Genomic DNA, 22,775 nt, shown 5'->3' with positions numbered 1-22,775 from the left:
GGGTACGGGCGGGCCCGGTGGCGCGGGTGCGGAGGCGCGGGGCGGGCGCGGAAGCGCGGGCGGCGGGTGCCCGCCGTGGGAGGCGCGCCCCCGCTCACGCCGCCGGTGCGGGGAGCGCCCCGGCTCGTGCGGAGGGGGACACCGCGCCGGTGTCCCCCTCCCCCGCCTCACTCCTCGCGCGCGGCGATCAGGTGTTCGGCGTGTTCCTGCAGCGAGCGGACTCCGATGTCGCCGCGCGTCAGCGCCTCGATGCCCTGCACGGCGGCGGCGAGGGCCTGCACCGTCGTCAGGCAGGGGACGCCGCGGGCGACGGCGGCGGTGCGGATCTCGTAGCCGTCGAGCCGCCCTCCGGTGCCGTAGGGGGTGTTGACGATGAGGTCCACCTCGCCGTCGTGGATGAGCTGGACGATGGTCCTCTCGCCGCGCGGCCCCGCGCCCTGGTACTGCTTGCGGACGACGGTGGCGTTGATGCCGTTGCGCCGCAGCACCTCGGCGGTGCCGGAGGTGGCGAGCAGTTCGAAGCCGAGGCCGACCAGCTCCCGGGCCGGGAAGATCATGGCCCGCTTGTCGCGGTTGGCGACGGAGACGAAGGCGCGCCCCTTGGTGGGCAGCGCCCCGTACGCGCCGGCCTGCGACTTGGCGTAGGCCGAGCCGAAGACCGAGTCGATGCCCATGACCTCGCCGGTGGAGCGCATCTCCGGGCCCAGGACGGTGTCCACGCCCCGGCCGGAGGAGTCGCGGAAGCGGCTCCAGGGCAGCACGGCCTCCTTGACGGAGATCGGCGCGTCCAGCGGCAGGGTGCCGCCGTCGCCGCGCGCCGGGAGCATGCCCTCGGCGCGGAGTTCGGCGATGGTGGCGCCCAGGGAGATCCGGGCGGCGGCCTTGGCCAGCGGGACGGCGGTGGCCTTCGAGGTGAAGGGCACGGTGCGCGAGGCGCGCGGGTTGGCCTCCAGGACGTACAGGATGTCCCCGGCCATGGCGAACTGGATGTTGATCAGCCCGCGGACGCCGACGCCCTTGGCGATGGCCTCCGTCGAGGCCCGCAGCCGCTTGACGTCGAAGCCGCCGAGGGTGATCGGGGGCAGCGCGCAGGCGGAGTCGCCGGAGTGGATGCCGGCCTCCTCGATGTGCTCCATGACGCCGCCGAGGTAGAGCTCCTCGCCGTCGTAGAGCGCGTCGACGTCGATCTCGATGGCGTCGTCGAGGAACCGGTCGACGAGGACCGGGTGCTCGGAGATGAGGCCGGCGTGCCGCTCCAGGTACCCGGCCAGCGAGGGCTCGTCGTAGACGATCTCCATGCCGCGGCCGCCGAGGACGTAGCTGGGTCGGACCATGACCGGGTAGCCGATCTCCGCGGCGATGGCCTTGGCCTCGTCGAAGGAGAAGGCGGTGCCGTACTTGGGGGCGGGCAGCCCGGCCTGTTCCAGGACGCGGCCGAAGGCGCCGCGCTCCTCGGCGAGGTTGATCGCCTCGGGCGAGGTGCCGACGATCAGCACGCCGTTGTCCTTGAGCGCCTGCGCCAGGCCGAGCGGGGTCTGGCCGCCGAGCTGGACGACGACGCCCGCGACCGGGCCGGCCTGCGACTCGGCGTGCACGATCTCCAGGACGTCCTCCAGGGTGAGCGGCTCGAAGTAGAGCCGGTCGGAGGTGTCGTAGTCGGTGGAGACGGTCTCCGGATTGCAGTTGACCATGACGGTCTCGTAGCCCGCGTCGTGCAGCGCGAAGGAGGCGTGGACGCAGGAGTAGTCGAACTCGATGCCCTGGCCGATGCGGTTGGGCCCGGAGCCGAGGATGATCACGGCGGGCTTCTCCCGCGGGGCGACCTCGGTCTCCTCGTCGTAGGACGAGTAGAAGTACGGGGTGCGGGCGGCGAATTCGGCGGCGCAGGTGTCGACCGTCTTGTAGACGGGGCGGACGCCGAGCGCGTGCCGGACCTCGCGGACGACGTCCTCGCGCAGCCCCCGGATGCCGGCGATCTGGGCGTCGGAGAAGCCGTGCCGCTTCGCCTCGGCCAGCAGCTCCGGCTCCAGCTTCGGCGCGGCGGCGAGGTCGTCGGCGATCTCCTTGATGAGGAAGAGCTGGTCGGTGAACCAGGGGTCGATCTTCGTGGCCTCGAAGACCTCCTCGCGGGTGGCCCCGGCGCGGATGGCCGCCATGACGGTGTTGATCCGTCCGTCGGTCGGCTTCACGGCCGTCTCCAGCAGCGCCTTCTTGTCGCCGAGGGCGGCCGGGTCGCCGGTGAAGTCGAACTGCGAGCCCTTCTTCTCCAGCGAGCGGAGCGCCTTCTGCAGCGCCTCGGTGAAGTTGCGGCCGATGGCCATGGCCTCGCCGACCGACTTCATGGTGGTGGTGAGGGTGGCGTCGGCGGCCGGGAACTTCTCGAACGCGAACCGGGGCGCCTTGACCACGACGTAGTCGAGGGTGGGCTCGAAGGACGCCGGGGTCTTCTCGGTGATGTCGTTGGGGATCTCGTCCAGGGTGTAGCCCACCGCCAGCCGGGCCGCGATCTTGGCGATCGGGAAGCCGGTGGCCTTGGAGGCGAGCGCCGAGGAGCGGGAGACGCGCGGGTTCATCTCGATGACGATGACCCGGCCGTCCTCGGGGTTGACGGCGAACTGGATGTTGCAGCCGCCGGTGTCGACGCCGACCTCGCGGATCACGGCGATGCCGATGTCCCGCAGGATCTGGTACTCGCGGTCGGTGAGCGTCATCGCCGGGGCGACGGTGATGGAGTCGCCGGTGTGGACGCCCATCGGGTCGAAGTTCTCGATGGAGCAGACGACCACGACATTGTCGTGCTTGTCACGCATCAGCTCCAGCTCGTACTCCTTCCAGCCGAGGATGGACTCCTCCAGGAGCACCTCGGTGGTCGGCGAGAGGGCGAGGCCCTGGCCGGCGATGCGGCGCAGCTCCTCCTCGTCGTGGGCGAAGCCGGAGCCGGCGCCTCCCATGGTGAAGGAGGGGCGGACGACGACCGGGTAGCCGCCGAGCTCCCCGACGCCCGCGAGGATCTCGTCCATGGAGTGGCAGATCACCGAACGGGCGGACTCGCCGTGGCCGATCTTGGCGTGGACGGCGGCGACCACGTCCTTGAACTGGTCGCGGTCCTCGCCCTTGTGGATGGCCTCGACGTTGGCGCCGATCAGCTCGACGCCGTACTTCTCCAGCGCGCCGGACTCGTGCAGGGAGATGGCGGTGTTGAGCGCGGTCTGGCCGCCGAGGGTGGGCAGCAGCGCGTCGGGGCGCTCCTTGGCGATGATCTTCTCGACGTACTCGGGGGTGATCGGCTCGACGTAGGTGGCGTCGGCGATCTCCGGGTCGGTCATGATCGTGGCCGGGTTGGAGTTGACCAGGATCACCCGCAGGCCCTCGGACTTGAGGACGCGGCAGGCCTGGGTGCCGGAGTAGTCGAACTCGGCGGCCTGGCCGATGACGATCGGGCCGGAGCCGATGACCAGGACGGACTGGATGTCGGTGCGCTTAGGCACGCTGGTCCTCCGGGGTGTGGTGCTTGTTGTCGCGCATGAGCTCGACGAACCGGTCGAATAGATAGGCGGCGTCGTGCGGGCCGGCCGCCGCCTCGGGGTGGTACTGGACGCTGAAGGCGGGGCGGTCCAGCAGCCGCAGCCCCTCCACCACGTCGTCGTTGAGGCAGACGTGGGAGACCTCGGCGCGGCCGTACGGGGTGTCGGACGGGGCGTCCAGCGGCGCGTCCACGGCGAAGCCGTGGTTGTGCGCCGTCACCTCGACCTTGCCGGTGGCCCGGTCCTGCACGGGCTGGTTGATGCCCCGGTGGCCGTACTTCAGCTTGAAGGTGCCGAAGCCGAGCGCGCGTCCGAGGATCTGGTTGCCGAAGCAGATGCCGAAGAGGGGCGTCCTCCGCTCCAGGACGGACCGCATCAGCGTGACGGGGCCCTCGGCGGCGGCCGGGTCGCCGGGGCCGTTGGAGAAGAACACCCCGTCGGGGCCGACGGCGTAGACGTCCTCGGGACTCGCGTCGGCGGGCAGCACGTGCACCTCTATGCCGCGTTCGGCCATGCGCTGCGGGGTCATGCCCTTGATGCCGAGGTCGATGGCGGCGACGGTGAAGCGCTTCTCGCCGATCGCCGGGACGACGTACGGCTCGGTGGTGGCCACCTCGGCGCTCAGGTCGGCGCCCTTCATCGCGGGCGCCTGACGCACCCGCGCCAGCAGGGAGGCCTCGTCGGCGATCGCGTCGCCCGAGAAGATCCCCACGCGCATGGCGCCGCGCTCGCGCAGATGGCGGGTGAGCGCCCGGGTGTCGATGCCGCTGATGCCGACGACGCCCTGGGCGGACAGTTCCTCGTCGAGGGTGCGCACGGAGCGCCAGTTGGACGGGGTGCGGGCCGGGTCGCGCACGACGTAGCCGGCCACCCAGATCTTCTTCGACTCCGGGTCCTCGTCGTTGACGCCGGTGTTGCCGATGTGCGGGGCGGTCATCACGACGACCTGCCGGTGGTACGAGGGGTCGGTGAGGGTCTCCTGGTAGCCGGTCATGCCGGTGGAGAACACCGCCTCGCCGAGGGTCTCCCCCACGGCCCCGTAGGCGCTGCCGCGGAAGCTGCGGCCGTCCTCCAGGACGAGTACGGCGGGGATCCTGGCCCCGCGGGACGAGGTCGTCATGCTGCGCCTTCCTTGTCGTGCCGGATGGCGGCTACGTCGATGGGGCCACCGGAGAGTTCGTTGACGCGCTCGACCCAGGCGGCGTGGTCGGCCGCCCGGTCTGCGCGGAAGCCGGAGTCGAGGAGTCTGCCGCCGAGTTCCCAGGTGATCACCAGCAGGCCGTTCTCGGTGAGGACCTTTCCGGCGATGCCCTTGTCGAGACGGGCCCCGCGCAGGTCGCCGGCCGGGACGTGGAAGTCCCGGGCGCCGGGGCGCACGACGTCGAGGCCGGCGTCGGTGAGGGTGAGCTCCGCGCGGCTGCGGGTGCCGAGGCCGTGGGCGACGATCCGGTCGAGCCACTGCCCGGCGGTGGTCGAGCCGTGGTAGCGGCCGGTGAGCGTGAGCGGCGGCTGCCCGTCCGCACGCCCGTCCGGCCGGCCGGCCGGCTCCGTGCCGCGCTCGGGGACGGCGGCGGGCTCGGGCAGGTCGGACTGGAGGGTTCCGCGCCACTTCCAGCCCTGGCGCATCAGCCAGTACAGCAGCGCCACGAAGAGCAGCAGGCCGACGACCCAGCCGATCCGGTCGGCCCAGTCGGTGACCTCCTGGGACCGGGGTTCCGCGGCCAGGGCCGTAGCCGTCAGAGTCGTCAGTGTTGCCGCTGTTGCCGCTGTTGCCGTTGTTGCCGTTGTCACCGTCACGCCAGCTTCCCGTCCACGACCGTCGCGCGGCCCCGCAGGAAGGTGTGCGTCACACGTCCCGGCAGCTCACGGCCCTGGTAGGGGGTGTTGCGGCTGCGGGAGGCGAAGCCCGCGGGGTCCACCACTCCACGGTAAGCGGGGTCGAGCAGGGTCAGGTTCGCGGGCTCACCGGGGGCGACGGTCCGGCCGTGCCCGTGGAGGCGCCCGATGGCGGCCGGACGGAAGGACATCCGGTCGGCGACGCCCGCCCAGTCGAGCAGCCCGGTGTCGACCATCGTGTGCTGGACCACGGAGAGCGCGGTCTCCAGGCCGACCATGCCCATGGCCGCGGCGCCCCACTCGCAGTCCTTGTCCTCGTGGGGGTGCGGGGCGTGGTCGGTGGCGACGCAGTCGATGGTGCCGTCGGCGAGGGCCGCGCGCAGGGCCGTGACGTCGGCCTCCGTGCGCAGCGGCGGGTTCACCTTGTAGACGGGGTCGTACGAGCGGACGAGCTCGTCGGTGAGGAGCAGGTGGTGCGGGGTGACCTCGGCGGTGACGTTCCATCCCTTGGACTTGGCCCAGCGGATGATCTCGACGGAGCCGGCGGTGGAGACGTGGCAGACGTGCAGCCGGGAGCCGACGTGCGCGGCGAGCAGCACGTCGCGGGCGATGACCGACTCCTCGGCGACGGCGGGCCAGCCGCCCAGGCCCAGCTCGGCGGAGACCGTGCCCTCGTTCATCTGGGCGCCCTCGGTGAGCCGGGGCTCCTGGGAGTGCTGGGCGATGACGCCGTCGAACGCCTTCACGTACTCCAGGGCCCGGCGCATGATCACGGCGTCGTCGACGCACTTGCCGTCGTCGGAGAAGATCCGGACACCCGCGGCGGAGTCGTGCATGGCGCCGAGCTCGGCGAGCTGCTTGCCCTCCAGGCCGACGGTGACGGCGCCGACCGGCTGGACGTCGCAGTAGCCGGACTCGCGGCCGAGCCGCCAGACCTGCTCGACGACGCCGGCGGTGTCGGCGACGGGGAAGGTGTTGGCCATGGCGTGCACGGCGGTGTAGCCGCCGGCCGCCGCCGCCCGGGTGCCGGTGAGGACGGTCTCGGAGTCCTCCCGGCCGGGCTCGCGCAGATGGGTGTGGAGGTCGACGAGGCCGGGCAGCAGGACCTGCCCGGCGGCCTCCACGACGGTGGCGCCGGGGGCGTTCAGGCCGGTGCCGGTCTCCGCGACGGTGCCGCCGTCGATCAGGACGTCCAGCGGCTCGCCGCCGAGGAGGCGCGCACCGCGGATCAGGGTCTTCTTCGGCTCGCTCGTGGCGCTCATGGTCAGGCGTTCTCCTCGGTGCGGGTGGTGGTGTCGGGGGTGCCGGTGACGGCCGGTCCGGCACCGCCGAGCAGCAGGTAGAGCACGGCCATCCGGATGCTGACGCCGTTGGCCACCTGTTCGACGGCGGTGCAGCGCTCGGAGTCGGCGACCTCGGCGGTGATCTCCATGCCGCGGTTCATCGGGCCGGGGTGCATCACGATGGCGTGGCCGGGCATCCGGGCCATCCGGTCGCTGTTCAGACCGTAGCGGCGGGCGTACTCGCGCTCGGTGGGGAAGAAGGCGGCGTTCATCCGCTCCCGCTGGACGCGGAGCATCATCACGGCGTCGGACTTGGCGAGGACGGCGTCGAGGTCGTAGGAGATCTCGCAGGGCCAGTTCCCGACGCCGATGGGCACCAGGGTCGGCGGGGCGACGAGGGTGACCTCGGCGCCCAGGGTGGTGAGCAGATGGACGTTGGAGCGGGCGACGCGGCTGTGCAGCACGTCCCCGACGATGGTGATGCGGCGGCCGGCCAGGTCGCGGCCCGTGCCGTCGCCCGGCGTGCCGTGGGGCACCGGGCCGCCGTCCGGGGCGCCCGCGAGGTGGCGGCGCATGGTGAAGGCGTCCAGCAGGGCCTGGGTGGGGTGTTCATGGGTGCCGTCGCCGGCGTTGACGACCGAGCCGCCGATCCAGCCGGAGGTGGCGAGGCGGTGCGGGGCGCCGGAGTCGTGGTGGCGGATGACGACGGCGTCGGCGCCCATCGCCTCCAGGGTGAGCGCGGTGTCCTTGAGCGACTCGCCCTTGGAGACCGAGGAGCCCTTGGCGGAGAAGTTGATGACGTCGGCGGAGAGCCGCTTGGCGGCGGCCTCGAAGGAGATCCGGGTCCGGGTCGAGTCCTCGAAGAAGAGGTTGACGACCGTACGGCCGCGCAGGGTCGGGAGCTTCTTGATCGGCCGGTCGGCGACCCGGGCCATCTCCTCGGCGGTGTCGAGGACGAGGAGGGCGTCGTCACGGGTGAGGTCCGCGGCCGAGGTGAGGTGGCGCTGCATCCGGTGCTCCGGGGATTCGGGAACGGTGTGCGGGGTTCGCTGGGCTTCGGTCCCGGCACGGGCCGGGAGGGCGGTCGGGGGCCGTCCGGGGCCTCGCCGGCCGGCCCGGGCACGGGCCGGAAGCGGAGGTTCCGGTGCGGCGGCGCGGGCCGGCGCGGCGGGCGCCGTGCGCGGGCACCGGGCGCGCGGGCCCGGCCGGGCGCGGGGCGCTACCGCTCGCCGGGCGGGACGGCGCCGCGCCGGCCGAGGAGCACGCTGTCGCGGCCGTCCTCCTCGGTGAGCTGGACCTTGACCGTCTCCCGCAGCGAGGTCGGGAGGTTCTTGCCGACGTAGTCGGCGCGGATCGGCAGTTCGCGGTGGCCCCGGTCCACGAGGACCGCGAGCTGCACGGCGCGCGGGCGGCCGATGTCGCCGAGGGCGTCGAGGGCGGCGCGGATCGTCCGGCCGGAGAAGAGCACGTCGTCGACGAGGACGACCAGCTTGCCGTCGACCCCGTCGGCGGGGATGTCGGTGCGGGCGAGCGCGCGGGCCGGGCGGAGCCGCAGGTCGTCGCGGTACATGGTGATGTCCAGCGAACCGGAGGGCTGCGGGCGGCCGGTGATCCCCTCCAGCTTGGCCGCGAGGCGGCGGGCGAGGAAGACACCGCGGGTGGGGATGCCGAGCAGTATGACGTCGTCGGCGCCCTTGGCGCGTTCGACGATCTCGTGCGCGATGCGGGTCAGGACCCGGGCGATGTCCGGGGCCTCCAGCACGGGGCGGGCCGGCGGGACCGGGGGGCCGGATTCACCGGATACGGCTGAGGATGCGTCCATGGGAAACGGACCTCCTTCTCCGCCTCACGGGACGGATGTTAAAGGACGTCGGGGATCGTGCCCGGTGAACGATACCAGGGCGGGCACGCACGGCGGGCGGCGGCCCGGGGCGGACGGGACGGGGCGGACGGGACGGGGCCCGGCTCCGGCCCGGTGGAGCGGGGGCCGTCCCGCCCCCGGGGGTGAGCGCGGAAGCCCGCCGGGCCGTACGGAAAGCTGTACGGGAGGGGGTACCGGGGCCCCGGCGGAGGCGCCCCGCGTACGGGCCGGATCTCGGTGGGACCCCCTCCGCTTGACGAAGCAGAATTACGCTGCGTAACATCACAGTGAGTTACCAATTCGTCCGGGGAGCTATATGTCCAGCGAATACGCCAAACAGCTCGGAGCCAAGCTTCGCGCCATCCGCACCCAGCAGGGCCTTTCCCTCCACGGAGTCGAGGAGAAGTCCCAGGGCCGCTGGAAGGCCGTCGTCGTCGGCTCCTACGAGCGGGGCGACCGTGCGGTGACCGTGCAGCGTCTTGCCGAGCTGGCGGACTTCTACGGCGTCCCCGTGCAGGAGCTCCTGCCGGGCACCACGCCCGGGGGCGCCGCCGAACCGCCGCCGAAGCTGGTCCTCGACCTGGAGCGGCTCGCCCATGTGCCGCAGGAGAAGGCCGGACCGCTCCAGCGGTACGCCGCGACGATCCAGAGCCAGCGCGGCGACTACAACGGCAAGGTCCTCTCCATCCGCCAGGACGACCTGCGCACCCTCGCGGTGATCTACGACCAGTCCCCCTCGGTGCTCACCGAGCAGCTGATCAGCTGGGGTGTGCTGGACGCGGACGCCCGCCGGGCCGTGCAGCACGAGGACGCCTGACCCCTCCGCCCCTCCACGGCGCCCGCCCGCCGCGGACCGCCGCGGCCGGCGGGACCGCGGCCCGCCGCCGAGACCGTTCCCGCGGGGTGGCGGGGAGCCCGTACGCTCCCCACCGCCCCGCGGTGTTCCCGGCCGTCGTTCCCGCCGCCGTCCCAGCCGGCGTGCGGCCGTGCGCCGGGCCCGCGGGCCGCCGCCGTACGCGCACCGGGCCCCCGCGCAGCCGCTGCCGGGCCACCGTCAGGCCGCCGCCGAGCCGCCGGCCGGGCTCGGGCTGGGGCCGCCGGGCGCGAAGCCGCGCCCTGCCGTCCGTAGCCGCCGCGTGCACCCCCTTCGCACTGGGCGAGCCATCCCTCACGCACGGTGACAACCGTGACCCGCGCCCCGGAGCGCTCCGCCGGGGCCCCGGACGGGCCACCGGTCCGCGCATGCCGGCTCCTGGACGGGCCCCCGCCCCGTCCGGGAGCGCCCTGCCGGTTCCCCGCCGGTCAGCCCTCCTCCGGCCCGCTCTCCGCCGCCCGTGCGGGCCCGCCGGGTTCCGGCCGGTAGAGGCGCCCGACGACCTCGGGGAGCAGCCGTTCGGTGAGGCGCGGCGGCAGCGCCTGGAGGACGGCCAGGACCGGGGCCATCCGTTCCGGGAGCGCGCCGTCCGCGCCGATACCGGCCAGCGAGAGGGCCAGTCCCACCTCCTCGGGGCCGAGGGTGTCCGGGTCGAGCCCGGCCGCCGCCTCCGCCAGGGCCGGGTCGACCGTGGCGGGGCCCAGGGCGCGGGCCCGTTCCACGGCCTTCGCGAGATCGGCGAGCAGCAGCCGTACCGTCTCCTCCCCCGCCACCGCCGCCGTGACGGTCAGGTGGAGATTGGCCGGTGAGCCGTCGAAGGCGGGCTGCGGCTGGAGGTACCAGCCGTCCGCCCGGATCTCGTCGGCCACCACGAAGACGTCCAGGGCGGGGTCCTCGGAGGCGACCGCGAGCAGGGACGCCTCGGGACGGCCCAGGACGCGGAGACCGTCGATGGCGCCGATCCCGGCGGCGAGGGATGCCGTCGCCCCGTGTACGCGCCGGGAAAGCCCGGTGTAGCCGTCGGTGCCGATGTGTTCGAGCACGGCCCAGGCGGCCGCGAGCGGACCGGCGGACTTGGTGCCCTGGAGGGTGGCGTTGACCACGGGATAGCCGGGCCAGGAGGCGTGGGCGAACCAGCCGTGCCGGCGCAGCTCCGCGTCGCGGAAGAGCAGCACGGAGGCGCCCTTGGCCGTGTAGCCGTACTTGTGCAGGTCCACCGAGAGCGAGGTGACCCCGGGGACGGAGAGGTCGAAGGCGGGCGGCTGCGGCAGGCCGTCCGCGTACCGCAGGTGGCCCAGGTACCAGCCGCCGATGCAGGCGTCGACATGGCAGAGCACCCCGCGGCGCCCCGCCTCGGCCGCCACGGCGGCCACCGGGTCGATGACGCCGTGGGCGTAGGACGGCGCCGAGACGACGACCAGGGCGGTGTCGGGGGTGATCGCCGCGGCGATGTCCTCCGGACGGACCCGGTACGTCACGGGGTCGGCCGGTACGGAGACGGTCCGCAGCCCGAAGAGTGCCGCGGCCTTGTGGAAGGCCGCGTGGACGGTGGTGGGCAGGACGAGCTCGGGAGCCGTGACACCGCGGGTGCGCCGGGCGTGCTCGCGGGCGGTGAGCACGGCGAGCAGACAGCTCTCGGTGCCGCCGCTGGTGAAGGTGCCCGCCGTGTCCGGGCCGCCGCCGAGCAGCCGGGCGGCGCGGCCCACGACGGCGTTCTCCAGGGCGACGACGCTCGGGAAGGCCGTCATGTCGAGCCCGTTGACCCCCGCGAACCGCGCCTGCGCGGCCGCCGCAAGCTCCTCGACGCCGTCGAGGCCGGAGTCGTAGACGTACGCCATGGTGCGGCCGCCGCGGACGGGCAGGTCGGTTGCGCGCAGGGAGTCGAGCCGGTCGAGGATGTCGCGCCGGGGCGCGCCTCCGGCCACGGGACCGGCGGAAGGGGTGGGGGCGGTCATGGGATGTCTCCGTCGCGTCGGGGGTCTGCGGGGCGGGGGTCCGGAGCGGTGCCGGCGGCGGGCGCGGGCGCACGCCGCGCCGCCGCGTCGCGGAGGGCGTTGAGCTTCCGCTCCGTCAGGTCGTAGCGGGCCAGCATCGGGAGGCTGAGCAGCAGGAGCAGGGCGGGGAGGGCGCCGAAGCCGGTGACGATCGCGGTGAGCGCCGATGCGGGCTGCTCCACGCGGTGGCCGGCGTCGGAGGAGACGAAGCCGCCCGCCGCCAGGACGAGCCCGTAGAGCCCGGGGCCGAGGGCGAGGCCCAGGGTCTCCCCCGCCGTCCAGAGGCCGGTGAACAGGCCGGCGCGGCGGCGGCCGCTGGTGAAGGCGTCGGCGGCGATGGCGTCGCCCAGCATGGCCAGCGGCAGCATCTGCATGCCCGCGTAGCCGGCGCCGGCCAGGGCGACGGCCGCGTAGACCGCGCCGGCGGGCAGTTCGCGGGCGAAGGCGGCCGTCGCGGCCCCGGCCAGGAAGCAGCCGGAGGCGGCGAGGGCCGCGGAGCGTTTGCCGGTGCGGCGCCCCACGGTCAGCCAGAGCGGCATCGCGAGCAGCGAGGGCACGATCAGGCAGGCGAAGAGGACGCTGGTGGCGGAGGGCCGGTGGAGGATGTACGTGGCGAAGTACTGGGTGCCGGCCAGCATCAGCCCCGTGGCGGCGGCCTGGGTGACGAAGGCGGCGAGCAGCCGGGCGAAGGGCCGGTTGCCGCGGGCCGCCCGGAGCTGCGCCAGGAGGCCGGGCTCACTCGTCACCCGCAGCACGGCGGGCGCGCGTGCCGTCGCGGCGAAGGCGGCCAGCATCCCGGCGCAGAGCAGGGCGCCGATGACGACCCCCATGAGCCGGTAGCCGCCGGGCGAGCCGTGGTCGTCGCCGGAGGCTCCGGCCAGCAGCGGGGCCACCGCGCCGGAGAGCAGGATGGCGGCGCCGAGGAAGGCGACCCGCCAGCTCATCACGCGGGCGCGCTCGTCCGGGTCGGTGGTGAGCTCCGCCGGGAGGGCCACGTACGGGACCTGGAAGCAGGCGTAGCCGGTGGCGGTCAGCAGGAAGAGTACGGCGACGTAGGCGGCGGCCCAGCCGCGCTCCAGGTCCGGGGCGGCGAACATGGCGGCGAAGCAGAGCGGCATGGTGAGCGCGCCCAGCAGCATCCAGGGGCGCCGCGGGCCCCAGCGGTGCACGGTGCGGTCGGACAGGCTGCCGATCCACGGGTTGAGCAGGACGTCCCACGCCTTGGGCAGGAAGACGAGCAGCCCGGCGAGGCCGGCGGTGACGCCGAGGATGTCGGTGAGGTAGTAGAGCAGCAGCAGGCCCGGAACGGTGCCGAAGGTTCCGGTGGCGAAGGACCCGAGGCCGTAGCCGATCCTGACCCGGGCGGCCAGCGGGACCTCACCGGCGGCCGGGCCGCTCCCCCGCGCGGCGGTGGCGTGGCCGGCGCCCGGCGGCGCGGGCTTGTCGTGATCATGCTCGGGCATGCGGTGAACCTAGAACACGTCACAGAAACGCACCAGGCCCGCGGCGGAAGTCCGTTCGACTTCGCGCCGCGGGCCCGGTGCGGTCCCGTGCCGTGTGCGGCTGCGCGCCGGCGTGCGCCGGCCGGCCCGCCGCGGTGTCCGGTGCCGGGGCCGGTCAGGCCCGGCGGAGCCCCGGCTTCAGCTCCTTGAAGCGGCCCAGCAGTCCGTTGACGAAGGAGGGCGAGTCGTCGGTGGAGAACTCCTTGGCGAGCTGCACCACCTCGTCGATGACCACCGCGTCCGGCGTCTCGTCCTCCCAGATCAGCTCGTACGCGCCCAGCCGCAGCAGGCAGCGGTCGACGACGGGCATCCGGTCGAGGGTCCAGCCGACGGAGTAGGTGCCGATCAGCTCGTCGATGTGGCGCTCGTGCTCGGCGTACCCCTCGACCAGCTGCATGGTGTACTCGTTGACCGGCGGCTGCCGGTCGTCGGTCCGGGCGTGCCGCAGCCAGTCCGCGAGCACCGTGCGCACGGGCACCCCGCGCTGGTCGGACTCGAAGAGGATCTGGAAGGCACGCTTGCGGGCCTTGGTGCGGGCAGCCACGGTTAGCCAGTCACCCGGCCGAGGTACTCGCCGGAGCGGGTGTCGACCTTGATCTTCTCGCCGCTGGTGATGAAGAGCGGAACGCCGATCTCGTAACCGGTCTCCAGCTTGGCGGGCTTGGAGCCGCCGGTGGAGCGGTCGCCCTGCACACCCGGCTCGGTGTACTCGATCGTCAGCTCGACGGCGGCGGGCAGCTCGATGTAGAGCGGGCTGCCCTCGTACATCGCCACGACGGCGTCGAAGCCCTCCAGGAGGTAGTTGGCGGCGTCGCCGACCGTCTCCGGGGAGACGTAGATCTGGTCGAAGGTCTCCGAGTCCATGAAGACGAAGTCGTCGCCGTCCTTGTACGAGAACTGCATCCCGCGCTTGTCGACGCTGGCCGTCTCGACCTTCACCCCGGCGTTGAAGGTCTTGTCGACCGTCTTGCCGGAAAGCACGTTCTTCAGCTTGGTGCGGACGAAGGCGGGGCCCTTGCCGGGCTTGACGTGCTGGAACTCGACGACGGACCAGAGCTGGCCGCCTTCGAGCTTGAGCACCATGCCGTTCTTGAGGTCGTTCGTGGATGCCACGGTTGCGGTGTCTCCTGGACTGAAGCTGATGGAACCAAGGGCGTTGCGCAGGCTACAGCGGCCACGGCACCGACGGCGAATACGAACGCGCGGCCGCCGGGCACGGCTACAGGGCGAGCAGTTCCTTGGTCGTGATGGTGAGTAGCTCGGGTCCGCCGTCCGCCTCGGGACGAACGACGAGCGTGTCGTCGATCCGGACACCGCCCCGGCCCGGGAGGTGGACCCCCGGTCCGACGGTGACCGGCACACAAGCGTCCAGTTTACCCATGGCGGTCGGGGAGAGTTCGGGGTCCTCGTGGATTTCCAGCCCCACCCCGTGCCCCGTCCTCCGCGGCAGCCCGCCCCCGTGCCCCGCCGCCTCCAGGACCTGCCGGGCGGCCCGGTCCACCGCGCGGTACTCCACGGTGGGCGCCAGGGCCTCACGGCCCGCCCGCTGCGCCGCGAAGACCACCTCGTACAGCTCGATCTGCCAGCGGGCCGGCGAGGTGCCGATGACGAAGGTGCGCCCCAGCTCGCAGTGGTAGCCGCGGTAGTCGGCGCCCAGGCACACGCTGAGGAAGTCGCCCTCCTCCACCCGCCGGTCCGACGGAGGGTGGCCCGGGACACCGGAGTTGGGGCCGGTTCCCACCGAGGTGGGGAACGCCGGGCCGTCCGCGCCGTGGTCGACGAGGCGGCGCTCCAACTCCAGCGCCAGATGGCGCTCGGTGCGGCCGACGAGGATCGACTCCAGCAGTTCGCCCAGGGCCTGGTCGGCGATCTCCGCCGCGATCCGCAGGCAGGCGATCTCCTCCTCGTCCTTCACCAGCCGCTGCTGCTCGACGGCGCGGGAGAGGTCGGTGAGGCGGACGTGCGGGGCGGCCGCGCCGAGGGCCCGGTGCCGGGTGACGGAGAGGTCGTGCTCCTCGACGGCCAGCAGCTCCGCGCCCGCCGAGGCGGCGAGGCCGGCGGCGGCCGCCGCGGCGTCGGCGGTGCCCGCGGGCAGCACCCGCACCCGCAGATCGCCGGCCACCTGCCCCTCGGCGAGGTCCCCGCTCGGCGGGCGCGGGCAGAAAAGGACGTCACCAGCCCGGCCGCCCGGGCCGCCCGGCCCCAGCAGCAGGACCGCGCCGGCCGGTGAGGCGCCGGCGAGATAGCGGATGTTGGCGGGGCGCGAGACGAGGACGGCAGCCTCACCGGCTGCCGCGCACCGGTCGCGCAGCTGTGAGCGGCGGGCCGCGTGCACCTCTGACATGTTCCGACCTTATGAGCGCGTCCCGCGCCCGGCCCCCCGAACGCGTCCGGACGGGGGGCGCCGGGGGCGGCGCACGGGGTGGCCCCCGGCGCGCGGCGTCAGAACTGCGGAGGGCTGGCCAGGCTGCGGCTGATGGCGTCGTCCAGGGCGCGGGCCGTGGTGGCCACGTCGTACTGCGAGTTGTCGATGATCGGCAGCCCGGAGCCGTACCAGCCGGCCATCCGGCCGTGGATGCGGGCGACCTCCTCGTCGGTCAGCCGGCGGGTTCCGCTGCGGGCGGCGTTCCGCTCCAGGACGATCTCCAGTCCGGGCAGCAGCACCACCGGCACCAGACCGGGCCCGACATGGCGCTTCCAGCCGCCGAGGCCGATGGCCGGGCGGTCCGGGAAGACGGCGTCGTCGAGGATGCAGGAGATGCCGTTGGCCAGGAAGTTGCGGGCCGCGAAGCCGCAGGTGCGGCGGGCCAGCCGGTACTGCGCCTCGGAGTGGTCGTTCCAGCCCGAGCGCGGGTCGGCGAAGCCGGAGCGGACCCACTCGCGGACGTCGTCCAGGCTGATGTGCGCGGTCGGCACCCGCCGGCTGTCCGCCCAGTGCCGGGCGACCGTCGTCTTGCCCGCGCCGGCCGGACCTATCAGCAGCACCGCCACGGCGGCGTGCGCCGCGTCGGGCGCCGCCGTGCCCGGTCCGGTACCGGGCGCGGGGACGGGGGCCCCGGCGGGCAGCCGCAGATGACCGGTGGCGTCCCCGGCGGGCGGGGCGTGGTGCCCCTGCTGCCCCGGGGCGCCGTGCGGCCCGGCGGGCGGGGCCTGGTGCGGCGGCGGGCCGGCGGGCCGCGGGTACGGCGGGGCGGGCGGCGGCTGGTGGTGGGGTGGGCCGGAGGGCGGCTGCTGGTGCGGGGGCTGCGGCTGCCCCGGCGGCGCCTGTCCCGGCGGGCCCGGGGCCCGGCCGGGCGGCACCGGACCGCGCTGGTGTCCCGGATGCCCCGGAGGGCCGCCCTGGGCCCAGGATGGGTGGGCGGGGCCGTGGGGCGGTGGCAGCGGAGCCCCCGTCGCGTGCTGCATCCGCTGAGTCTCCGTCTCGTGCGGGCGGACTGGCCGGTGTTCGATCCCGTTGTGCGACCGAACGCCACCGAACGGTACCGTCCCCGGCCGTATCCGCAGAACGGCCGGGGACGGCGGAACGTGCCCGGTCAGCCGGTCGCGGCGTCGGCCAGGGCGCGCAGCGCCAGCCGGTAGGAGCCGAGGCCGAAGCCCGCCACGGTCCCGGAGGCGACCGCCGCGATGACCGAGGTGTGCCGGAACTCCTCCCGTGCGTACGGGTTGGAGATGTGCACCTCGATCAGGGGCGCGGTGCGCTGCGCGGCGGCGTCCCGCATGCCGTACGAGTAGTGCGTGAAGGCGCCCGGGTTGATCACGACGGGGACGCGCCCGTCGGCCGCCTCGTGCAGCCAGCGGATCATCTCGCCCTCGTCGTTGGTCTCCCGCACGTCGACCGTGAAGCCGAGTTCGGCGCCGAGGCGGGTGCACTCCTCGACCAGTCCGGAGTAGCTCGTGGAGCCGTAGACGTCCGGCTCGCGCGAGCCCAGCCGGCCGAGGTTGGGGCCGTTGAGCACCAGGACGTGGCGCGGTCCGGCGGTCATGCGGAGACCTCCCCGTAGGCGGCCAGCAGCAGGGACGGGTCCGGGCCCTCCAGGACGGTGGGCTTGGCGAGGCCGTCGAGGACGATGAAGCGCAGCAGGTCGCCGCGGGACTTCTTGTCGACCTTCATGGTCTCCAGCAGCCGGGGCCACTGGTCGCCGCGGTAGGAGACGGGCAGGCCGAGGGATTCCAGCACGGCGCGGTGCCGGTCGGCGGTGGCGTCGTCCAGCCGCCCGGCGAGGCGGCCGAGTTCGGCGGCGAAGACCATGCCGATGGAGACGGCCGCGCCGTGCCGCCAGTTGTAGCGCTCGTTCTTCTCGATGGCGTGGCCGAGAGTGTGGCCGTAGTTGAGGATCTCCCGCAGGCCCGACTCCTTGAGGTCGGAGGAGACCACCTCGGCCTTGACCCGGATGGACCGCTCGATCAACTCGGCGGTGTGCCGCCCCTCCGGCCTGCGGGCCTCCTCCGGGTCGCTCTCGATCAGGTCGAGGATGACCGGGTCGGCGATGAAGCCGGCCTTGACGACCTCGGCGAGTCCGCTGACGTAGTCGTTGACGGAGAGCGAGCCGAGGCTGGCGAGGTCGCAGAGGACACCGGCGGGCGGGTGGAAGGCGCCGACGAGGTTCTTGCCCTCGGCGGTGTTGATGCCGGTCTTGCCGCCGACGGCCGCGTCGACCATGCCGAGGACGGTCGTGGGCACCGCGACCCAGCGGACGCCGCGCAGCCAGCTGGCGGCGACGAAGCCCGCGAGGTCGGTGGTGGCGCCGCCGCCGACGCCGACGATCACGTCGGAGCGGGTGAAGCCGGTCTGGCCGAGCGCCTTCCAGCAGTAGGCGGCGACCTCGGCGGTCTTGGCCTCCTCGGCGTTGGGCACCTGGATCGCGATGGCCTCGTAGCCCTGGTCCGCGAGGTCCGCGCGGAGCGCCTCGCCGGTGGTCTCCAGGGCCTCGGGGTGGATGACGGCCACCCGCTTGGCCCGCGGTCCGATCAGCGAGGGCAGCTCGCCGAGCAGCCGCCGGCCGACGAGCACGGTGTACGGGTCGGTGCCGGCGGTGCCGCCGACCTCGATGGCGATGGGGGTATCCGTCATGCCTGCCTCAGTTCGAGTGCGTCGAGGACCGCCTCGGCGACGTCCTCCGGGCTGCGTCCGTCGGTGGTCACGACGGCGCGGGCGGCCTCCGTGTACAGCGGGCGGCGCTGCTCCATCAGGGCGCGCCACTGCTGGCGGGGGTTGACGGCCAGCAGCGGGCGCGGGGCGTCGAGGCCGACGCGCTTCACGGCGTCCGCGAGGCCGACGTCGAGGAAGACGACCGGCAGCCCGGTCAGCAGCTTCCTCGTCTCCTCGTCCATGATCGCGCCGCCGCCGAGGGAGAGCACGCCGGGGTGCTCCGCGACGGCGTCCCGGACGGCCTGCCGTTCCAGGGCGCGGAAGCGCGGTTCGCCGTCCTCGAAGAAGATCTCGGGGATCGGCTTGCCCGCGATCCGCTCGATGTCGCTGTCGGTGTCCCGGTAGCCGGTGCCGAGCCGTTCGGCGAGGAGCGCGCCGACGGTGGACTTGCCGGAGCCGGGCGGGCCGATCAGCACGGCGACGGGGCCGGGGCCGCCGTCCCGGTGCGTGCCCGTCCCCGTCACCGGATGGCCAGGGCGTCGAGGAAGGAGCGGACGTTGCGCCGGGTCTCGGGCACGCTGTCGCCGCCGAACTTCTCCGCCACCGCGTCCGCCAGGACGAGCGCGACCATGGCCTCGGCCACGATGCCCGCCGCGGGCACGGCGCAGACGTCGGAGCGCTGGTGGTGGGCCCTGGTGGCCTCGCCGGTGGCGACGTCGACGGTGGCCAGGGCGCGCGGCACGGTCGCGATGGGCTTCATCGCGGCCCGTACGCGCAGCAGTTCGCCGGTGGAGAGCCCGCCCTCGGTGCCGCCGGAGCGGCCGGAGGTGCGGCGGATGCCCTCCTCGGTGGAGACGATCTCGTCATGGGCCTGCGAGCCGGGCACCCGGGCGAGGTCGAAGCCGTCGCCGACCTCCACGCCCTTGATGGCCTGAATGCCCATCAGGGCTCCGGCGAGGCGGGCGTCCAGCCGGCGGTCCCAGTGGACGTGCGAGCCGAGGCCGACCGGGACGCCGTAGGCCAGCACCTCGACGACGCCGCCGAGGGTGTCGCCGTCCTTGTGGGCCTGGTCGATCTCGGCGACCATCGCCTCGCTCGCCTCCGGGTCGAGGCAGCGCACCGGGTCGGCGTCCAGCCGCTCCACGTCGGACGGCTTGGGCAGCACTCCGTACGGGGCCTTGGCGGCGGCCAGTTCGACCACATGGGAGACGATCTCGATGCCGGCCGTCTCCTTGAGGTAGGAGCGGGCGACGGCGCCGAGCGCCACGCGGGCGGCGGTCTCCCGGGCGGAGGCGCGCTCCAGGATCGGCCGGGCCTCGTCGAAGCCGTACTTCTGCATCCCCGCGAGGTCGGCGTGGCCGGGGCGGGGGCGGGTCAGCGGGGCATTGCGGGCCAGTTCGGCGAGGACGGCCGGGTCCACCGGGTCGGCGGCCATGACCTGTTCCCACTTCGGCCACTCGGTGTTGCCCACCATGATCGCGACCGGGGAGCCGAGGGTCAGTCCGTGCCGGACGCCGCCGAGGAAGGTCACCTCGTCCCGCTCGAACTTCATCCGGGCGCCCCGGCCGTAGCCGAGCCGCCGCCGGGCCAGGGCGTCCGCCACCATGTCCGTGGTGACGGGCACGCCCGCGGGCAGCCCTTCCAGCGTCGCGACCAGTGCGGGGCCGTGCGACTCCCCCGCGGTCAGCCAGCGCAACCTGCTCAACGGTGCTCCTCATGCTCGCGCCCTGTCTGCGGCGGCACGGCCGGGTGCGCGGCCCCGGCCCGCCGCCGTCGATCCTCCCATGCCGGGGGGCGGGGACCGGGTGCCGGTCCGCCAAACGGACAGCCGTATCAGTTCGTGGTACGCGCGGCGCGGGTGACGCGGTCAGCCCGCGGCGGGCTCCCGGGTGCTCCGGGCGGCGAGCGCGGCCTCTCCGGCGGCGCGCATGGCCGCCAGCGGCGCCGGGGCGCGGCCCGTCATCAGCTCCACCTGGAGCACCGCCTGGTGGACAAGGAGGTCGAGACCGCCGACGACGGCCCCGCCGCGCGCGGACCAGGCCGCGGCGAGCCGGGTCGGCCACGGCTCGTAGAGCACGTCGAAGAGGGTGCCGGGGCGCTCCGGGACCGCGCCGGCGAGGTGGTCGGTGGCACCGGCGGGTGTGGTGGCGACGACCAGCGGGGCGTCGAACGCCTCGGCGGCGGCGTCCCAGTCCGCGGTGGTCACGGCCACCCCCAGCCGCTCGCCCCAGCCGCGCATCTCGGCCGCCCGGCTCTCGCTGCGGACATAGGCGGTGACCTCCCCGGAGCAGATCCGGGAGAGCGCGGCGAGGGCGGAGGAGGCGGTGGCTCCGGCGCCGAGGACCGCGGCCCTCCCGACCCGCTCGACCCCGCGTTCGCGGAGGGCCTCGACGATGCCGGGGATGTCGGTGTTCTCTCCGGTGCGGCGGCCGCCGGTGAACACGACGGTGTTGACGGCCTCCACCGAGGCGGCGGTGTCGCTGATCCCGTCCAGCAGCGGGATGACCGCGCGCTTGAGCGGCATGGTCAGCGACAGGCCCGCCCAGGAGGCGTCCAGGCCCGCGAGGAAGGCGGGCAGGGCGGCCTCGTCCGCCTCGAAGCGGTCGTAGCGCCAGTCGTCGAGCCCGAGGGCGGCGTACGCGGCGCGGTGCAGCACCGGGGAGAGCGAGTGCCCGATGGGCTTGCCCAGGACGGCGGCGCGGCGCGGGCTCCCGGCGGTGCCGTCCGCCCCCGCGCTCATGGCCGCGGCCGTCGCCGGGACCTCTGCTGTGCTCATCTCAGCCCTTGTTCTTCTGGTTCGCGTTGAACTCCTCCACGAGCTTCTCGTGCTCCTCGTGGGTCTCCGCGAACTTGGTGTTCTCCCCGTCGACGCCGACGAAGTAGTACCAGTCGCCGGGCTCCGGGTCGATCGCCGCCTTCAGCGCCTCGGCGCCCGGGTTGCCGATGGGGCCGGGCGGCAGGCCGCGGTAGAAGTAGGTGTTGTACGGGTGATCGGTGTTCCGGATCTCCTTGATCCCGATGTTGATCTCGCTCTGGCCCTTCAGGTAGTTGAAGGCCGAGTCGAATTCGATCTTCCCGTAGGTCTCGGTGTTGTCCGGGTCGAGACGGTTGTAGACGACCCGGGCCATCTTGCTGAAGTCGTCACTGGTCTTGCCCTCGGCCTGGACGAGGCTGGCGACGGTGACGAGCTGGAGCGGCGAGTCGAGCTCCAGCTTCTCGGCGTTGGCCTCGACGTCCAGCTTCTCGTACTCGGCCGTGGCGCGGGCGACCATCTTCTTCAGGACGTCCTCGGGCTCGGCGTCCTCGCCCATGTCGTAGCGCGCCGGATAGAGGAAGCCCTCCAGCGGGTCCATTATCTTCGCGTCGTCGTCGGCCCAGTCGGGCAGTCCGAGCTTCGCGGCCTGCTTCTCCGCGATCTTCTCGGTGGTTCCGGCCTTCAGTTCGAGCCGTTTGTCGATGGTCGCGTAGACCTGCGCGTTGCGCATGCCCTCGGGGATGATGAGCGCGTTGCGGCTCTCCGGAGAGAGCATCCAGTCGACGGCCGCCTCGCCCGACATCTCCTTCTTCATCGCGTAGACGCCGGGCTGGATGGAGAGGCCCTTGGGGTTCTCGCCCGCGGCGTCGACGAACGCCTGGGCGCTCTTCACCACCCCGGCGCCCTTGAGGATGCGGCCCATCTCACCGGTGCCGGCGCCCTGCGGGATCTCGACCTGGACGGAGCCGGAGCCCTCGCCGGCGAAGTCCGGCGCCGGGCCGAAGTGGGTCTGGTAGAAGTCGTACGCGAACCAGCCGCCGGCCGCGACTCCGCCGCCGAGCACCACGGCGACGAAGAGGCACGCCATGCCGCTGCGGCGCTTCTTGGGCCGGCCGCGGCGGCCGTCGCCGTCGTCACCGTCCCCGCCGTCGTCCTCCTCGTCGAACCCGTCGTCGTGGCCGCCGGGTTCGTCGTAGCCGTCACCGCGCCGGGAGGGACGGTCCTCGCGGGCGGCACCACGGCCCCGGCGGCGGCCCGGTGCGCTGTCCGGCTCGTCGGCGAAGAAGGCGTGCCCGGGACCGTCGTCCTCCTGCTGCTGCCAGTCCCCGGGCTGCGGCTCCCCGGGGGCGGGCCGGTAGCGCGGCTGCGGCCCGGTGCCGGGGTCGGGGTGGTGCCGGCCCTGCTCCGGATGCCCGTGCGGGTGGCCCCCGCCGTACGGTCCGGGGCCCCGGCCGGGCTGCGGGGGGCCCTGCGGTGGCTGCTGCCCGCCCTGCTGCGGGTACGGACGGCCGTACGGATCGGTGGGCTGCTGCCCGTACGGGTCGCCGTGCCCGGCAGCCGCGGCGTAGCCCTGGCCGGTGTCCTGCGGGCCGCCGTCCCAGCCGTACTGCTGTCCGCCCTGCTGGGGCTGGGGGTACCCCTCCTGCCGCGGATATCCGTGCTGCTGTCCGCCCTGGGGGTAGCCCTGCTGCTGCCCGCCCTGCTGGGGGTATTCCTGCTGCGGGTAGCCCTGCTGGGGGTGCCCCTGCTGCGGGTGGCCCGGGTACGGCTGACCCGGGTACGGCGCGCCCTGGGCGTCCCACTGCGGCTGCTGCTGGTACTGCTCGGGATACTGCGGCGGCTGCTCTCCGTGGGGGGACCGGCCGTCCGCGGTCGGCTGCCCGTCCCAGCCCCGGTCCCCGTAGAGCGGGTCCTCGGGATGCCACGGTTCGGAACCTCGGCCCCGGCCATACTCAGTCATCGATCTCCCGGCCAACACGAGGCGGCTCCCGGTGCGCGCGTGGGGAGCGCAGTGGGCCGGTCCGCCTCATTCCGCTTGTATGCGACGGTGTTCGGGT

General features: G+C 73.9%; 19 protein-coding genes. 1 reads left to right on the top strand and 18 read right to left on the bottom strand.

Features of this window, described 5'->3' with window-relative positions:
* Nucleotides 1–167: 167 nt before the first annotated feature.
* From carB to pyrR, 6 genes are all read right to left on the bottom strand, one after another.
* The gene (gene carB, locus SXIN_RS27275; RefSeq protein WP_019708719.1) at nt 168–3,488 is read right to left on the bottom strand and encodes a carbamoyl-phosphate synthase large subunit; all 3,321 of its coding nucleotides are present in this window, start codon (nt 3,486–3,488) and stop codon (nt 168–170) included.
* Nucleotides 3,481–4,644 (bottom strand): glutamine-hydrolyzing carbamoyl-phosphate synthase small subunit, encoded by a 1,164-nt coding sequence (gene carA, locus SXIN_RS27270; protein ID WP_019708720.1) that lies wholly within the window; start codon nt 4,642–4,644, stop codon nt 3,481–3,483. The genes carB and carA overlap by 8 nt, the downstream gene beginning before the upstream one ends.
* Nucleotides 4,641–5,273 carry a PH-like domain-containing protein gene (locus SXIN_RS31635; RefSeq protein WP_039821183.1) on the bottom strand — a complete coding sequence of 211 codons (633 nt, stop codon included), beginning with the start codon at nt 5,271–5,273 and terminating at the stop codon, nt 4,641–4,643. The genes carA and SXIN_RS31635 overlap by 4 nt, the downstream gene beginning before the upstream one ends.
* Before the next feature lie 44 nt (nt 5,274–5,317).
* Entirely contained in the window at nt 5,318–6,622 is a 1,305-nt protein-coding gene (locus SXIN_RS27260) for a dihydroorotase (RefSeq protein WP_019708722.1), read from the bottom strand.
* A 2-nt stretch (nt 6,623–6,624) separates the two neighbouring features.
* Nucleotides 6,625–7,653, bottom strand: coding sequence for an aspartate carbamoyltransferase catalytic subunit (locus SXIN_RS27255; protein ID WP_019708723.1), 1,029 nt, complete (start codon nt 7,651–7,653; stop codon nt 6,625–6,627).
* Nucleotides 7,654–7,862: 209 nt separating this feature from the next.
* The gene (gene pyrR, locus SXIN_RS27250) at nt 7,863–8,465 is read right to left on the bottom strand and encodes a bifunctional pyr operon transcriptional regulator/uracil phosphoribosyltransferase PyrR (RefSeq protein WP_019708724.1); all 603 of its coding nucleotides are present in this window, start codon (nt 8,463–8,465) and stop codon (nt 7,863–7,865) included.
* A gap of 355 nt (nt 8,466–8,820) precedes the next feature.
* Here pyrR and bldD point away from each other — a divergent pair, with 355 nt between their 5' ends.
* Nucleotides 8,821–9,321: a transcriptional regulator BldD gene (gene bldD, locus SXIN_RS27245; RefSeq protein WP_019708725.1), complete on the top strand. Its 501-nt coding sequence runs from the start codon at nt 8,821–8,823 to the stop codon at nt 9,319–9,321.
* 485 nt (nt 9,322–9,806) lie between these two features.
* On the opposite strand, the gene SXIN_RS27240 is transcribed toward bldD, so the two are convergent.
* From SXIN_RS27240 to mltG, 12 genes are all read right to left on the bottom strand, one after another.
* On the bottom strand, nt 9,807–11,333 hold the full coding sequence (locus SXIN_RS27240; protein ID WP_019706436.1) for a pyridoxal phosphate-dependent decarboxylase family protein: 1,527 nt from the start codon (nt 11,331–11,333) through the stop codon (nt 9,807–9,809).
* On the bottom strand, nt 11,330–12,835 hold the full coding sequence (locus SXIN_RS27235) for an MFS transporter (protein WP_095757677.1): 1,506 nt from the start codon (nt 12,833–12,835) through the stop codon (nt 11,330–11,332). The genes SXIN_RS27240 and SXIN_RS27235 overlap by 4 nt, the downstream gene beginning before the upstream one ends.
* Nucleotides 12,836–12,989: 154 nt before the next feature.
* Nucleotides 12,990–13,418 (bottom strand): transcription antitermination factor NusB, encoded by a 429-nt coding sequence (nusB, locus tag SXIN_RS27230; RefSeq protein WP_019708727.1) that lies wholly within the window; start codon nt 13,416–13,418, stop codon nt 12,990–12,992.
* Between the two features lie 2 nt (nt 13,419–13,420).
* Nucleotides 13,421–13,987, bottom strand: coding sequence for an elongation factor P (efp, locus tag SXIN_RS27225; RefSeq protein WP_019708728.1), 567 nt, complete (start codon nt 13,985–13,987; stop codon nt 13,421–13,423).
* Between the two features lie 106 nt (nt 13,988–14,093).
* Nucleotides 14,094–15,218, bottom strand: coding sequence for an aminopeptidase P family protein (locus SXIN_RS27220; protein WP_095757676.1), 1,125 nt, complete (start codon nt 15,216–15,218; stop codon nt 14,094–14,096).
* Nucleotides 15,219–15,316: 98 nt separating this feature from the next.
* Nucleotides 15,317–16,279 (bottom strand): AAA family ATPase, encoded by a 963-nt coding sequence (locus SXIN_RS27215; protein ID WP_095757675.1) that lies wholly within the window; start codon nt 16,277–16,279, stop codon nt 15,317–15,319.
* Between the two features lie 128 nt (nt 16,280–16,407).
* A complete protein-coding gene (aroQ, locus tag SXIN_RS27210) occupies nt 16,408–16,857 on the bottom strand; it encodes a type II 3-dehydroquinate dehydratase (RefSeq protein ID WP_019708730.1) in 450 nt (149 codons plus the stop codon).
* Nucleotides 16,854–17,945: a 3-dehydroquinate synthase gene (gene aroB, locus SXIN_RS27205; RefSeq protein ID WP_019708731.1), complete on the bottom strand. Its 1,092-nt coding sequence runs from the start codon at nt 17,943–17,945 to the stop codon at nt 16,854–16,856. Before aroB ends, aroQ begins: the two co-directional genes overlap by 4 nt.
* On the bottom strand, nt 17,942–18,487 hold the full coding sequence (locus tag SXIN_RS27200) for a shikimate kinase (RefSeq protein WP_019708732.1): 546 nt from the start codon (nt 18,485–18,487) through the stop codon (nt 17,942–17,944). Before SXIN_RS27200 ends, aroB begins: the two co-directional genes overlap by 4 nt.
* Nucleotides 18,484–19,668, bottom strand: a complete 1,185-nt coding sequence (gene aroC, locus SXIN_RS27195) for a chorismate synthase (RefSeq protein ID WP_039821185.1) — start codon at nt 19,666–19,668, stop codon at nt 18,484–18,486. Before aroC ends, SXIN_RS27200 begins: the two co-directional genes overlap by 4 nt.
* Nucleotides 19,669–19,830: 162 nt before the next feature.
* Nucleotides 19,831–20,703 carry a shikimate dehydrogenase gene (locus SXIN_RS27190; protein ID WP_095758218.1) on the bottom strand — a complete coding sequence of 291 codons (873 nt, stop codon included), beginning with the start codon at nt 20,701–20,703 and terminating at the stop codon, nt 19,831–19,833.
* A gap of 37 nt (nt 20,704–20,740) precedes the next feature.
* On the bottom strand, nt 20,741–22,678 hold the full coding sequence (gene mltG / locus SXIN_RS27185; RefSeq protein WP_095757674.1) for an endolytic transglycosylase MltG: 1,938 nt from the start codon (nt 22,676–22,678) through the stop codon (nt 20,741–20,743).
* Between the last annotated feature and the right edge of the window lie 97 nt (nt 22,679–22,775).

This window comes from Streptomyces xinghaiensis S187, assembly GCF_000220705.2.
Lineage (GTDB): Bacteria > Actinomycetota > Actinomycetes > Streptomycetales > Streptomycetaceae > Streptomyces > Streptomyces xinghaiensis.
The sequence above is the reverse complement of the archived record's forward strand: the minus strand, read 5'-3'. Positions and strand labels throughout refer to the sequence as shown.

Bases quoted from the DNA above. Each gene is read 5' to 3' on its own strand.
- carA (WP_019708720.1), bottom strand. From the start codon at position 4,644: ATGACGACCTCGTCCCGCGGGGCCAGGATCCCCGCCGTACTCGTCCTG.
- SXIN_RS27260 (WP_019708722.1), bottom strand. From the start codon at position 6,622: ATGAGCGCCACGAGCGAGCCGAAGAAGACCCTGATCCGCGGTGCGCGC.
- SXIN_RS27255 (WP_019708723.1), bottom strand. From the start codon at position 7,653: ATGCAGCGCCACCTCACCTCGGCCGCGGACCTCACCCGTGACGACGCC.
- pyrR (WP_019708724.1), bottom strand. From the start codon at position 8,465: ATGGACGCATCCTCAGCCGTATCCGGTGAATCCGGCCCCCCGGTCCCG.
- bldD (WP_019708725.1), top strand. From the start codon at position 8,821: ATGTCCAGCGAATACGCCAAACAGCTCGGAGCCAAGCTTCGCGCCATC.
- SXIN_RS27240 (WP_019706436.1), bottom strand. From the start codon at position 11,333: ATGACCGCCCCCACCCCTTCCGCCGGTCCCGTGGCCGGAGGCGCGCCC.
- SXIN_RS27235 (WP_095757677.1), bottom strand. From the start codon at position 12,835: ATGCCCGAGCATGATCACGACAAGCCCGCGCCGCCGGGCGCCGGCCAC.
- SXIN_RS27220 (WP_095757676.1), bottom strand. From the start codon at position 15,218: ATGTCAGAGGTGCACGCGGCCCGCCGCTCACAGCTGCGCGACCGGTGC.
- SXIN_RS27215 (WP_095757675.1), bottom strand. From the start codon at position 16,279: ATGCAGCACGCGACGGGGGCTCCGCTGCCACCGCCCCACGGCCCCGCC.
- aroQ (WP_019708730.1), bottom strand. From the start codon at position 16,857: ATGACCGCCGGACCGCGCCACGTCCTGGTGCTCAACGGCCCCAACCTC.
- aroB (WP_019708731.1), bottom strand. From the start codon at position 17,945: ATGACGGATACCCCCATCGCCATCGAGGTCGGCGGCACCGCCGGCACC.
- SXIN_RS27190 (WP_095758218.1), bottom strand. From the start codon at position 20,703: ATGAGCGCGGGGGCGGACGGCACCGCCGGGAGCCCGCGCCGCGCCGCC.
- mltG (WP_095757674.1), bottom strand. From the start codon at position 22,678: ATGACTGAGTATGGCCGGGGCCGAGGTTCCGAACCGTGGCATCCCGAG.